Raw genomic sequence first — 12,594 nt, 5'->3', positions numbered from 1 at the left:
GATAAGTGGAAAAAGATACCGACGCTTATCTCTGGTGTCCGCACAAGTCGGCAACCGGCTGATTGCTCCGATGGTTTATCAAAATACGATGACCGGGGTCTTTTTTGAAGCGTGGTTTCAGCAATGCCTACTGCCCGCATTGACTCAAAAATCGGTGATTATTTTAGAACGTGTTCATTGTCTCAGCCTCTGCTGTAAACTATCGGCATGAACAGAAAAACCTACCCAAGCGATATCAGTCGCGAGCAATTTGCGCCTCTCCTTCCCCTGCTGGAAAGTGCCCGTAAACGCACAGCGCCACGCCAGGTGGACTTGTACGATGTCTTTTGTGCCATTCTCTACCTGCAACGCACTGGCTGCTCCTGGCGCGCTTTGCCGGGCGACTTCCCCAAATGGCGCACCGTGCATTCCTACTTTCAGAGATGGACCAAACCACGCGAGAGTGGCATCAGCATCCTTGAGGAAGCATTAAAAAAATCAGGTAGTTGCGGAGCGCCGCAAGCAGGGGCGCCATGAAGCAACTACTTTCCTGATTATTGATGCGCAGAGTGTGAAGAACACGGATACCGCCATGGAAAAAGGCTACGATGCGGACAAGAAGGTTAGCGGTATCAAGCGATATATAGCGGTTGACACGCAAGGTTTGCCGCATGCCCTTGCGGTAACGACGGCGGATGTTACGGATAGAAAAGGCTGCCTGGTGGCATTGGAACGTGGGCGGGATAATCTTGGTGCGATACAAAAAATCCTTGCTGACGGTGGTTACACGGGTAAGGCATTTGCTTCGTCGGTACAGGAGTTGATTGGTGCGGAGGTAGAGATTGCCAAACGAAACGAATTGCACCGTTTTGCAGTATTGCCGAAGCGATGGGTAGTAGAGCGCAGCTTTTCCTGGTTGGAAAAGAACAGGCGGCTTTGGAAAAACTGCGAGCGTAAGTTGAGTACCAGTCTGCAAATGGTAGCTTTGGCTTTCTTGGGAGTCCTGCTACGAAGACTATGAACACGCTCTTACGGGAAATGGCGGAAAAATTGGGACATAAGGTATTGCCTCTTGCACCTTATTCACCTGAGCTCAATCCGATTGAGAAGGTGTGGGCGAATATTAAGCGGTATCTGCGAACCGTATTGTCTGATTACGCCCGATTTGACGATGCGCTACTGTCCTATTTTGATTTTAATTGACTATATATTTGGTCATAAAAAACTGCACCTTGTGAGTTGTAGGGGATGTGTCCAACTTTTGGGGTGCAGTTCAAACCTACATCGGGTTTTCAGACGACCTTTTGCTCTGTTATGGGCAGAGTAACTCGGATGATGCTCATACTACGGCTGATTGTCGCGAGTGGAACGATTAATCTATACGTTTTAGCTGGCTTTTGTGGATATATCCTTGAATTGATACATTGTTACCGTCTTCGTTTTTTTCTGTGTAAGCCCCCTGATTGCTGTACCACAACCAGTCGCCTTTTCTGAAAGTTGGGGCAATCTGTACACGCGTTCCGTTTGGGAGTGTTTTGATGATTTCGCCTTGGCTGATCGGTTCTTCGGGGTAGCTGTTGTTACGGACGTTTGCCGATCCGTCCGGACTGGCTACAACATAATTGTGCACGATAAAACCTTGGCTTTGATGGACGTAGCCTGTACGGATCCCATCTAATTGAATATGAAACCATTTACCCTGTTTCCTGAGTATTTTGTGTTTTCTGCTTTCATAATTCAGTACCGTCATGATTTTGCTGCGTGTATCAGGAGCAACACGAACGTTTGCAGAGCCATCGCATTCGGTATGAGGCAAAAAGTAATCAGCGGCTTGGGTTACGGTGGCTAATAATAAAACGGTTAAGAATACTGCCAATTTTTGCATGCTTGGTCTTTCTTTTTGGGTTGGAGTAAGTGTGTTGTCTCCGTAAGGTGGGCTTATGAGCGGGCATAGTACGGTTAAAATACGATGCCTAGTTTACCCTAATTCTATTTCCTCCACGAACACTTCCTTCCACAATTTCCTGACATTGCCGTAATGTGCCAGTAATTCGTCGGTTACTTCGGTTTTTTCCGCGTCGCGCAGTTTGGTGTTGTGTTGCTGCTGGCGGTAGAAGCGGTAGGCGGTGCGGCTTTGTTCGGCGAGGGTTTTGTCGATGAGGCCGCAGTCGGCGGCAATGTTCAAGAGGGCGATGTTGCCGTAGTTGTCGAGGAGTTGCGGATATTTTCGGGCATGGGCAAGGATGAGGTATTGGACGATAAATTCGACGTCGACCACGCCGCCGCGTGCGTATTTGACGTTGCTGTCGGCAGGCGGATGGGTGGGGAACATTTTTTCGCGCATTTCGATGATTTCGCCTGCCAAGGCGGTTTGGTCGCGCTCGGCGGTGAGGATTTCGGTGCGGATGCGGTCGAAGGCCGTCTGAATTTCGGGTGTGCCGCAGATGAAGCGGGCGCGGGTGAGGGACTGGTGTTCCCACGTCCAGGCGTTTTCGCGCTGGTATTTTTCGAAGGCGGCGATACTGTGGGCGAGGAAGCCGGCGTCGCCGTTGGGGCGCAGGCGCAGGTCGGTTTCGTAGAGGCTGCCTGCGCCGGTGGCGGCGGAAAGCCAGTTGGTCAGGCGGCGGGCGAGGCGGCTGTACACGTAGCCTGCGTCGGGATGGGGATCGTCGTAGAGATAGACGAGGTCGAGGTCGGAGGCGTAGCCGAGTTCTTTGCCGCCGAGTTTGCCGTAGCCGACGACGGCGAATTGCGGTGTGTCGCGGTGTTTTTTAGGCATGTCCGCCCACGCGCACGGCAGGGCTGCGGCGAGGATGGTGTCGGCGAGGGCGGAGAGTTGGTCGGAGAGGGATTCTACCGTCCACAGTCCGGCGAGGTCTTGGACGGCGAGGCGGAAGACTTGGGCGTGCTGGAAGCGGCGCAGGGTGTCCATTTGCGCTTCGGTGTCGCCGCCGCAGGCTTTGAGGTCGTCTGAAAGGGCGGCGGCGAGGGCTTGCCAGTCGAAAGTGGTATCCAAAAGCTGCGCGCTGATGAGTTCGTCCAGCAGAATCGGATATTTGCTCAGATACGCCGCCACCCATGAGCTTTGGCTCATAATCTGCGCCAGTTGCGCCAAGGTCTGCGGATGTTCGTTAAGGAAGGCGAGATAGGCGGATCGGCGGCTGATGTTTTCGAGGAAGTCAAACAGCCGCATCAGCGTATCGGTCGGGTTGGGTTGCTCGGCCGCCGCCTGTACGAACAGCGGCACGATGGCGTCAAAACGCGGCTGGGCGTGTGCGGAGAGGTGGCGGTATTTATGGCCGTGCCGGATTTGGTCTAGCCTTGCGGCGATGGTTTCGGCATCGAACCCGTGTTCTTTCAGACGACCTTGCCGCTCTTCTTCGTCGGGCTTGTCCTGCCACGCCCATTGCCATTCGCTGTTGTCCTGTGTTTGCTCTTCGGGTTCGCTCAAAATTTCGTTGAACAACTGATTGACCTTGGCGCGGTGGGCGTTGAGGTCGTCTGAAAAGGCGGTGTAGCTGTCGAAACCCATACTTTCGGCAAGCAGTTGCTGCTGTTCGGGCGAGGCGGGCAGGGTTTGGGTTTGCTGGTCGTCCCAGTATTGCAGGCGGTGTTCGACGTCGCGCAGGAAGCGGTAGGCGGCGAGCAGGGTTTCGACGTTTTCAGACGGCATGATGTCCAGCTCGGCAAGCTTCTTCAGCGTTTCCTGCGTGCCTTTCAGTTGCAGCGCGCGCATTTGCCCGCCGCGTATCATTTGAAAAATCTGGGCGATAAATTCGACTTCGCGGATGCCGCCTGCGCCGAGTTTGATGTTGTCCGCCATGCCTTTTTTGCTGACTTCGCTGCGGATTTGGCGGTGCAGGTTACGCATCGCCTCATACGCGCTGTAATCCAGATATTTGCGGAACACGAAGGGGCGCACCAGCGATTTGATGTCGTTCGGATACGGCGTAACCACGCGGCCTTTGCACCACGCATAGCGTTCCCATTCGCGCCCCTGCGTAATCAGGTATTGCTCCAGCGCGGTTTCGCTCAATACCAGCGCGCCCGAATCGCCGTCCGGCCGCAGCCGCATATCGACGCGGAACACCTGCCCGTCGGCGGTGATGTCGTTCAGCAGCGCAATCAGTTTCTGTCCGACTTTGGTGAAAAACTCCTGATTGCCCCGTTCGCGCCTACCGTCGGTGTCGCCCGATTCGGGATAGACGAAAATCAAATCGATGTCGGAAGACACGTTCAACTCATAGCCGCCCGCCTTGCCCATCGCCACCACGCTCAAATGCTGCGGCGATTTGGTATAACGCCCGATCGGCGTGCCGTACATATCCCGATAATAGGCGTAGGCAAAATCCAGCGCGGTATTGACGGCAAAATCGGCAAACAGCGTAATCGTGCGGGTTACTTCGTTCAAATCGCTAATGCGGTTTATATCGCGCACGATAATCTGCGACACCACATAACGGCGCAACTCGCGCAACTGCCGCGCCAATTCTTCCTCGTTTTCTTCCGCGCGGATTTTGTCCCAGTCGGCAAAGGCTTGGAAATCCGCTTCGGTCAAAACTCTATCCAGCATGGGCAGGAAAATTTCGGGCTTGAGTTTGCCGTTGTCGAGTTGGCGGGCGAGGAACAGGGAATGGCGGCGGGCGGTGTCAAGGCGGTTGTCGGACATTTTGGATTCCGTTTGGAAGGATGACGGGAGTGGGATAGTGGATTCACTTTAAATCAGGACAAAGCGAGGCAATGCCGTACTGGTTTAAAGTCAAGCCACTATATCATAGCAATCTTGGAGGTCGTCTGAAACAGTAAAACACCTTTCAGACGACCTTTGCAAAAGCTGACGGCAAAGCGTTTACATGGCAAAATACCGCCTGTTTGCAGGTCATCCGAATTTTTCAGACGACCTTTTACCCTCTTCAAAAGGAATCCCCATGTCTTTGCAAAACATCATTGAAACCGCCTTTGAAAACCGTGCGGACATCACCCCGACCACCGTTACCCCCGAAGTCAAAGAAGCCGTGTTGGAAACCATCCGCCAACTCGATTCAGGCAAATTGCGCGTCGCCGAACGCTTGGGCGTGGGCGAATGGAAAGTCAACGAATGGGCGAAAAAAGCCGTGTTGTTGTCGTTCCGCATCCAAGACAACGAAGTCCTCAACGACGGCGTAAACAAATACTTCGACAAAGTGCCGACCAAGTTTGCCGACTGGTCTGAAGACGAATTCCGCGCCGCCGGTTTCCGCGCCGTACCCGGTGCCGTTGCGCGCCGCGGCAGCTTTGTTGCCAAAAACGTCGTCCTGATGCCGTCTTATGTCAACATCGGCGCATACGTTGACGAAGGCGCAATGGTCGATACTTGGGCGACCGTCGGCTCTTGCGCCCAAATCGGTAAAAACGTCCACTTGAGCGGTGGCGTCGGCATCGGCGGCGTACTCGAACCCCTGCAAGCCAGCCCGACCATCATTGAAGACAACTGCTTCATCGGCGCGCGTTCCGAAATCGTCGAAGGCGTGATTGTCGAAGAAGGCAGTGTGATTTCCATGGGCGTGTTCATCGGACAATCCACCAAAATCTTCGACCGTACTACCGGCGAAATCTACCAAGGCCGCGTACCGGCAGGCTCGGTTGTCGTGTCCGGCAGTATGCCTTCCAAAGACGGCAGCCACAGCCTCTACTGCGCCGTTATCGTCAAACGCGTAGACGCGCAAACCCGCGCCAAAACCAGCGTCAACGAATTGCTGCGCGGTATTTAACCGGCGAACAGAAAAGGGGAGGTCGTCTGAAACAGCCCGAAACATAAACGGGCTTCAGGCAAACGGTTTCCCTGTTTGAATAGAAAAAGGTCGTCTGAAAAACCGGATTTCGGGTTTTCAGACGACCTCTTTATTTACGGTATGCAGCGATATTGCGTTGTATGACTTAAGATAGAGAAGTCGAAAAATATAATTTAAAACAATATATTATCCTGTTTTTCTAGAATTGTTGTATGCAATCGCGTATAATTCTGCGATTAATTTGTTTAACGGTCGTATCAGACGCATGCCGTCTGAAACCGGATACAGGAGCCCAATTACCATGATGACCTTATATTCAGGCATTACCTGCCCGTTCAGCCAACGCTGCCGTTTCGTGTTGTACGAAAAAGGCATGGATTTTGAAATCAAAGATGTCGATATTTTCAACAAGCCCGAAGACCTTGCCGTAATGAATCCGTACAATCAAGTGCCTGTTTTGGTTGAACGCGACCTCATCTTGCACGAGTCCAACATCATCAACGAATATATCGACGAACGTTTCCCGCATCCGCAACTGATGCCCGGCGATCCCGTGATGCGCGGACGCGGGCGTTTGGTGTTGTTCCGCATGGAAAAAGAATTGTTCAACTTCGTCCATGTTTTGGAAAACCCCAACGCGACCAACAAAGAACAGGCTAAAGCGCGCGAAGCCATCGGTAACGGGCTGACAATGCTGGCTCCTGCTTTTGCGAAGAGCAAATACATCCTCGGCGAAGATTTTTCTATGATTGACGTAGCGCTGTCTCCTTTGTTGTGGCGGCTTGATCATTACGACATCAAACTCGGCAAATCCGCCGCACCTTTGTTGAAATACGCCGAGCGCATTTTCCAACGCGAGGCTTTCATCGAAGCACTGACGCCCGCCGAAAAAGCCATGCGCCGATAAGCTTCCGAAAGGAGATACCATGACGACTTCGACCAAGCCCTATCTGCTTCGTGCCTTATATGAATGGTGTATCGATAATAGCCAAACGCCGCATCTGGTCGTTTGGGTTAACGAACATACCCGCGTACCCATGCAATATGTCCGCGACAATGAAATTGTACTGAATATCGGCCCGGCCGCCAGCCATAATCTGAATATCGATAACGATTGGATCAGCTTTTCCGCCCGTTTCGGCGGCGTGGCGCACGATATTTGGATTCCCGTTGGTCATGTCATAAGCATCTTTTCACGCGAAAGCGGGGAGGGGATGGGGTTCGAAGTCGAGCCTTACGAGGCGGATGCTTCCGGTAAGGAGGCGCAGCAGGAGCTGGCGGCAGATAAGCCAACTGACGGAGAGCCCGCCAAGTCAGGCAAGGTATTGAAGTTCGTCAAATAAAATGAAAGGTCGTCTGAAAGTAGATTTCAGACGACCTTTTTACTCATATGCATGATCTTTCAGGTTGGGTTCTTTAGAGGAAATTACGTTATCCGTTTGCCCAAGATAACCACATCCGCTTCAAATGTTTCCAAATCGCACACTGCGGGCAATCTGCCCCATTCTTGAAAACCGAACGAGTGGAAAAGATGCAGGCTGGGGTGGTTGTGTCCGAAAATCACGGCCAAAACATTTTTAATACCCAAGGAGGGCGCGCGCTCCAACATATTGCGCAGCAGGATTTTACCCACGCCGACCCCGCGCATATTGTGTCGGACATAAATACTGATTTCCGCACTGATGTGATACGCGTGGCGCGGATAATAATCGCTGAAGCTGCCCCATGCCAGCAATTCGCCGCTATGGTTTTTCAAGACATAAAGCGGACGTTTGCCGGAATGTGCTTCAAACCAAGGCTTGCGGGTTTCGATGCTGACGGGCGATAAATCGGCGGTAGATTGGCGCGCTTCAATCGTACTGTTGTAGATTTCGACAATGTCGGGCAAGTCTTCTGTTTTCGCTAGAGTAATCGTATATTCCATTTTCAGGCGACCTGACGGCTATTGGATGAGTTTGGAAATGGTTTTAAAGGCAGGATGTTTCGCATCACCCATCAGGTTGAATAATAGGCTCTCAACGTTGGATACGGCGGCTCCGGCAGTAAGCATCTGCTGCAAGGCATTGTCTTTGTTAAGCGCGTTTCTGGAGGTGGTGCATTCGTAAGGAATGTGGACGCGGATATTGTGCTTGAGCAAGTCCAAGGTCGTCTGAAGCATACAGATGTGCGCTTCCGCACCGATTAAGATGATGTTTTCGATTTGTTTCTCTTTCAGAATCGCCATGACTTCGGGTGATGCGGCGGAAAAACGGGTCTTTTCAAATATCGGCGTATTGTGCAGAAGCAGGGATATGGCGGGAGTCGTTTTACCCAAACCCTTCGGATATTGTTCCGTTGCTGTAAACGGTATGTTTAGAGCCGACAAGCCTTGCAGCAGGATGCGGCAATGTTCGACCATTTGTTCACTGCCGTGCAATGCGGGCAGCAGGCGTTCCTGAATATCGACAATCAGGCAAAGCGTATTTTCCGTGTTCATTTGGATTTCCTTTCAGACGACCTAGGAAAGAGGTTATTTGTGTATATGCTGCATCAAAACGGTAAAAGTACTTAAAGTCTGTTTATTTTAAGAAAAACAAGTGGGAAAGGTAAGACGGTCGGTCAAACTGTTCTGTATTATACAAAGGCTTTTCTAAGAAGAGCCAATTAAAACAACTTACATATCACACGGAGGTAATACTATGGGATGGATCGTTACGATTATTATCGGTTTCATCGTTGGTGCTTTGGCAAAATTCCTGCATCCGGGTAAGGAAAATTTCGGATTCATTATGACGACTCTGTTGGGTATTGGTGGGTCGGCGTTGGCAGGATTTGTGGGGCAAAAATTAGGTTGGTATCACGTGGGTGAACCTGCCGGATGGATTGCCTCAACCATTTTCGCCGTAATCATTTTGGCGGTTTATACACGGTTTTTGAAAAACCGCTAATCTGATATAGATGATTAAAGCAGGCCGGAATATCGGTCTGCATTTAGGATTGAAATGGAAAAGCCCATGTTGTTATTTCCCGTACAAGCGGGAACGGCAGCTTGGGCTTTTTGGTTTGAACTTTATATATTTGAAAGAAAAATGGGGGTATAGATAATGGAACAATATAAAAAGTAAAAGACCTGCATATTTTATGCAGGTCTTTTATTTTGGGGTGGCTGATGGGGCTCGAACCCACGACAACTGGAATCACAATCCAGGGCTCTACCAACTGAGCTACAGCCACCGTAAAACTAAAATTTTGGCACGCCCGACAGGAATCGAACCTGTAACCCCCGACTTAGAAGGTCGGTGCTCTATCCGGTTGAGCTACGGGCGCTCATGCCGATTCGTGCTAAAGCATTATTGGTCGGGGCGGTGGGATTCGAACTCACGACCCTCTGCTCCCAAAGCAGATGCGCTAACCGGGCTGCGCTACGCCCCGACTTGAAGAGTGAAACTATACAGATAGGTTTGTAAAAGGTCAACTGTATTTTTAAGTTTGTTTTTATTTCTTGTCCTATCTTTTTATTTTTTATTAAGATTTATTTTTATGAGTATGCCAGGGAATAGAATGAGAATATGAGTTTGAATGTGCAGGAATGTGGTTTTACGGGATGTGTCAAACCGGTTTAAAAATGCGATAATCGCCGATATTGTTCATTTTGATTGGGAAGGAAGGTTTATGGCTGCACAATTAATCAACGGTAAAGAGGTGTCGGTCAAAAGACTGACAAAAGTTACCGAAGCGGTGGTAAAGCGTCAGGAAGATGGTTTGCGCGAACCTTGTTTGGCGGTCATTTTGGTGGGTAATGATCCTGCCAGTGCGGTATATGTCCGCAATAAAAAGCTGGCTTGCGAAAAATGCGGTATCCGTTCTTTGTCTTATGAGCTGCCCGAATCGACTTCCCAAGAAGAGTTGTTGGATTTGGTCGGGCGATTAAATGAAGATGATGCTGTGGACGGTATTTTGGTGCAGCTTCCGTTGCCGGTACATATCGACAGTCAGGCCGTTCTAGAAAATATTGTTCCACATAAGGATGTGGACGGCTTCCATCCTTACAATATAGGACGGCTGGTGGTGAAAATGCCGCTGATGCGGCCATGTACGCCCAAAGGCGTAATGACGCTTTTGGAAGAATACGGGGTCGATCCAAAAGGGAAAAAAGCGGTTGTTGTCGGCGCTTCAAATATTGTAGGCAGACCCCAGGCTTTGGAACTATTGTTGGCACGTGCGACGGTAACGGTATGCCACAGTGCGACGCAAAATCTTGCTGATGAAGTGGCTGCGGCGGATATTTTGGTCGTCGGTGTGGGTATCCCGAATTTTGTTAAAGGCAGTTGGATTAAGCCCGGTGCGGTTGTGATTGATGTCGGTATCAACCGTTTGGAAGATGGCAGTTTGTGCGGTGATGTGGAGTTTGATGTGGCAAAAGAACGGGCTGGCATGATTACCCCTGTTCCCGGCGGCGTCGGCCCGATGACGATTGCGACGCTTTTGGAAAATACCTTGCACGCGGCTGCACTGCATGACTGAATGATATAAATTGTTATGGAAAAGCCGAGCCGGAATACACGGGAGGGATACGGTATCCCGCGTGTTCCGGCTTGGCTTTTTGATGTCGTGGTAAAGGTTGTCTGAAATCAGTCGGTACATGATTGTCCCTTACGATTTCAGACGACCTTTTTTTATTTTTTCAACAGGTGCAGCAGATATTGACCGTATTGGTTTTTTGCCATCGGGCGGGCGAGTTCTTCCAAGCGCTCGTCTGAAAGCCAGCCGTTGCGCCAAGCGATTTCTTCGAGGCAGGCGACTTGTAGGTCTTGGATGTTTTGCACGGTTTGGACGAATGAAGCGGCTTCGTGCAGGCTTTCGTGCGTACCGGTGTCCAACCATGCAAAGCCGCGCCCCAAAAGCTGGACGGACAATGAACCGTCGTCAATATACATTTGGTTGAGTGTGCTGATTTCGAGTTCGCCGCGTGCGGAGGGTTTGACTTGTTTGGCAAACTCGACGACGCGGTTGTCGTAGAAATATAAGCCCGTTACCGCCCAGTCGGATTTGGGTTGTTTCGGTTTTTCTTCGATGGATAAGGCGTTGAAGTTTTCGTCAAATTCAACGACGCCGAAACGTTCGGGGTCTTTGACTTGGTAGCCGAACACGGTGGCGCCGTGTTTTTTGGAGGCGGCTTGTTTCAGGGTTTGGGTAAACGATTGGCCGTAGAAAATATTGTCGCCCAAGACCAAGCAGACGTTGTCGTTGCCGATAAACTCTTCGCCGATGATGAATGCTTGCGCCAAGCCGTCGGGGCTGGGTTGTTCGGCGTAGCTGATGGAGATGCCGAAATCGCTGCCGTCGCCGAGCAGTCGTCTGAAAGAGGGATTGTCTTCAGGGGTGGTGATGACCAAGATTTCGCGTATTCCCGCCAGCATCAATACGGACAGGGGATAGTAAATCATGGGTTTGTCGTACACGGGCAGGAGCTGTTTGGATACGCCGCGCGTGATGGGGTAGAGGCGCGTGCCGCTGCCGCCGGCAAGGATGATGCCTTTCATAAGTTTCTCCTGAAGGGGTGTGTTTTTTGATTTTCAGACGACCTCTCTGACTGAGAAGGTCGTCTGAAAACTTATTTTCCTGTTCCTAAGCGTTCCAAACGGTAGCTGCCGTTCAGTACATTTTGCCACCAGGTTTTGTTGTCCAAATACCATTGCACTGTTTTGCGGATGCCGGATTCGAACGTTTCCTGCGGTTTCCAGCCCAGTTCCCTGCCGATTTTGGCGGCATCGATGGCGTAGCGCACGTCATGACCGGGGCGGTCTTGCACGAAGGTAATCAAGTCTTCGTAGCGCGCCACGCCGGCAGGTTTTTCGGGAACGAGTTCTTCCAGTAGGGCGCAGATGGTTTTAACCACTTCGATATTGGCTTTTTCATTGTGTCCGCCGATATTGTAGGTTTCGCCGACGACGCCTTCGGTAACAACCTGATACAGCGCGCGGGCGTGGTCTTCGACAAACAGCCAGTCGCGGATTTGCATTCCGTCGCCGTACACGGGCAATGGTTTGCCGTCGAGCGCGTTCAGAATCATCAATGGAATGAGTTTTTCAGGGAAGTGGTACGGACCGTAGTTGTTCGAACAGTTGGTTACGATGGTCGGCAGACCGTAGGTGCGCAGCCATGCACGCACAAGGTGGTCGCTGGATGCCTTGGAGGCAGAGTAGGGGCTGGACGGGGCGTAGGGCGTGGTTTCGGTAAACAAATCGTCCGTGCCGTGCAAATCACCATAGACTTCGTCGGTGGAAATATGGTGGAAACGGAACGCCGCCTGTTTTTCAGACGACATTTGCTGCCAATAGGCACGCGCAGCTTCAAGCAGGTTGAACGTGCCGACGATGTTGGTTTGGATGAATTCGCCTGCTGAATCGATAGAGCGGTCAACATGACTTTCCGCTGCCAAGTGCATCACGGCATCGGGCTGGTGTTGTGCAAACACGCGGTCAAGTTCGGCACGATCACAAATGTCCACTTTCTCAAAAGCGTAACGGGGACTGTCGGCTACATCGGTCAGAGATTCGAGATTGCCCGCGTAAGTTAATTTGTCGAGGTTGGTGACGGAATCTTGGGTATTTTGGATGATGTGGCGGACAACTGCCGAGCCGATAAAGCCCGCACCGCCGGTAACGAGGATTTTTTTCATGGGATGGGTCTGAGATACAGTACAGCTTTGAATTATAACTGTATATATATTTTTTGTATCTTGGGTGTCAATTAATATCACGGCATTATTTTGATATTTCGGTAGATCATCTCATTTAACTCTAAGAATATCATGAATATATTTTCTATGATTATTTTGGCGTATCTTAAACGTTTTACTATA

12 protein-coding genes, 3 tRNA genes and 2 pseudogenes are annotated in these 12,594 nt (G+C 50.9%); 7 read left to right on the top strand and 10 right to left on the bottom strand.

Annotation, left to right across the window (positions count from 1 at the left end; genetic code table 11):
- Positions 1 to 207 precede the first annotated feature (207 nt).
- Together NM96_09670 and NM96_09665 are read left to right on the top strand one after the other, a co-directional pair.
- Positions 208 to 1,000 (top strand): IS5/IS1182 family transposase gene (locus tag NM96_09670; protein AVR79563.1). Its coding sequence is split into 2 segments (ribosomal slippage): positions 208 to 473 and positions 472 to 1,000, totalling 795 coding nucleotides; the frame shifts between segments, so codons are not numbered across the junction.
- Between the two features lie 5 nt (positions 1,001 to 1,005).
- Positions 1,006 to 1,182 (top strand): annotated as a pseudogene (locus tag NM96_09665) (IS630 family transposase).
- On the opposite strand, the pseudogene NM96_09660 reads toward NM96_09665, so the two are convergent.
- From NM96_09660 to NM96_09650, 3 genes and pseudogenes are all read right to left on the bottom strand, one after another.
- Positions 1,178 to 1,275, bottom strand: a pseudogene (locus NM96_09660) (transposase). The pseudogenes NM96_09665 and NM96_09660 sit on opposite strands and share 5 nt — an antisense overlap.
- Positions 1,276 to 1,351: 76 nt before the next feature.
- Positions 1,352 to 1,864, bottom strand: a complete 513-nt coding sequence (locus NM96_09655) for an SH3 domain-containing protein (GenBank protein AVR79562.1) — start codon at positions 1,862 to 1,864, stop codon at positions 1,352 to 1,354.
- 93 nt (positions 1,865 to 1,957) lie between these two features.
- Positions 1,958 to 4,648 carry a bifunctional [glutamate--ammonia ligase]-adenylyl-L-tyrosine phosphorylase/[glutamate--ammonia-ligase] adenylyltransferase gene (locus NM96_09650; GenBank protein ID AVR79561.1) on the bottom strand — a complete coding sequence of 897 codons (2,691 nt, stop codon included), beginning with the start codon at positions 4,646 to 4,648 and terminating at the stop codon, positions 1,958 to 1,960.
- A gap of 259 nt (positions 4,649 to 4,907) precedes the next feature.
- On the opposite strand from NM96_09650, the gene dapD reads away from it, so the two are divergent.
- The 3 genes from dapD to NM96_09635 all read left to right on the top strand — a co-directional run bounded on the left by dapD (position 4,908) and on the right by NM96_09635 (position 7,093).
- Positions 4,908 to 5,729 (top strand): 2,3,4,5-tetrahydropyridine-2,6-dicarboxylate N-succinyltransferase, encoded by an 822-nt coding sequence (dapD, locus tag NM96_09645; GenBank protein ID AVR79560.1) that lies wholly within the window; start codon positions 4,908 to 4,910, stop codon positions 5,727 to 5,729.
- A 322-nt stretch (positions 5,730 to 6,051) separates the two neighbouring features.
- Positions 6,052 to 6,657, top strand: a complete 606-nt coding sequence (locus NM96_09640; GenBank protein AVR79559.1) for a stringent starvation protein A — start codon at positions 6,052 to 6,054, stop codon at positions 6,655 to 6,657.
- A gap of 19 nt (positions 6,658 to 6,676) precedes the next feature.
- Positions 6,677 to 7,093, top strand: coding sequence for a ClpXP protease specificity-enhancing factor (locus tag NM96_09635; GenBank protein ID AVR79558.1), 417 nt, complete (start codon positions 6,677 to 6,679; stop codon positions 7,091 to 7,093).
- An 83-nt stretch (positions 7,094 to 7,176) separates the two neighbouring features.
- Here the strand turns inward: NM96_09635 and NM96_09630 are convergent, their stop codons facing one another.
- Both NM96_09630 and NM96_09625 read right to left on the bottom strand, forming a co-directional pair.
- Positions 7,177 to 7,674, bottom strand: a complete 498-nt coding sequence (locus NM96_09630) for an N-acetyltransferase (protein ID AVR79557.1) — start codon at positions 7,672 to 7,674, stop codon at positions 7,177 to 7,179.
- Between the two features lie 18 nt (positions 7,675 to 7,692).
- The gene (locus NM96_09625) at positions 7,693 to 8,226 is read right to left on the bottom strand and encodes an isochorismatase (GenBank protein ID AVR79556.1); all 534 of its coding nucleotides are present in this window, start codon (positions 8,224 to 8,226) and stop codon (positions 7,693 to 7,695) included.
- Positions 8,227 to 8,428: 202 nt separating this feature from the next.
- Here NM96_09625 and NM96_09620 point away from each other — a divergent pair, with 202 nt between their 5' ends.
- Positions 8,429 to 8,677, top strand: coding sequence for a GlsB/YeaQ/YmgE family stress response membrane protein (locus tag NM96_09620; protein ID AVR79555.1), 249 nt, complete (start codon positions 8,429 to 8,431; stop codon positions 8,675 to 8,677).
- A gap of 210 nt (positions 8,678 to 8,887) precedes the next feature.
- On the opposite strand, the gene NM96_09615 is transcribed toward NM96_09620, so the two are convergent.
- From NM96_09615 to NM96_09605, 3 genes are all read right to left on the bottom strand, one after another.
- Positions 8,888 to 8,963 (bottom strand) — tRNA-His (locus tag NM96_09615).
- Between the two features lie 16 nt (positions 8,964 to 8,979).
- A tRNA-Arg gene (locus NM96_09610) sits at positions 8,980 to 9,056 on the bottom strand.
- A gap of 27 nt (positions 9,057 to 9,083) precedes the next feature.
- Positions 9,084 to 9,161: transfer RNA gene (locus tag NM96_09605), tRNA-Pro, on the bottom strand.
- A gap of 240 nt (positions 9,162 to 9,401) precedes the next feature.
- Here NM96_09605 and NM96_09600 point away from each other — a divergent pair.
- Positions 9,402 to 10,253 (top strand): bifunctional methylenetetrahydrofolate dehydrogenase/methenyltetrahydrofolate cyclohydrolase FolD, encoded by an 852-nt coding sequence (locus NM96_09600; GenBank protein AVR79554.1) that lies wholly within the window; start codon positions 9,402 to 9,404, stop codon positions 10,251 to 10,253.
- Positions 10,254 to 10,405: 152 nt separating this feature from the next.
- Here NM96_09600 and rfbA read toward each other — a convergent pair whose 3' ends face one another.
- Together rfbA and NM96_09590 are read right to left on the bottom strand one after the other, a co-directional pair.
- Complete coding sequence (gene rfbA, locus NM96_09595) at positions 10,406 to 11,272, bottom strand: glucose-1-phosphate thymidylyltransferase (GenBank protein AVR79553.1); 867 nt, start codon at positions 11,270 to 11,272, stop codon at positions 10,406 to 10,408.
- 71 nt (positions 11,273 to 11,343) lie between these two features.
- Complete coding sequence (locus NM96_09590; GenBank protein AVR79552.1) at positions 11,344 to 12,411, bottom strand: dTDP-glucose 4,6-dehydratase; 1,068 nt, start codon at positions 12,409 to 12,411, stop codon at positions 11,344 to 11,346.
- Positions 12,412 to 12,594: the final 183 nt, after the last annotated feature.

Origin of the sequence: Neisseria mucosa, from assembly GCA_003028315.1 — a bacterium.
Lineage (GTDB): Bacteria > Pseudomonadota > Gammaproteobacteria > Burkholderiales > Neisseriaceae > Neisseria > Neisseria mucosa.
This window is presented reverse-complemented; position numbering and strand designations above follow the sequence as displayed.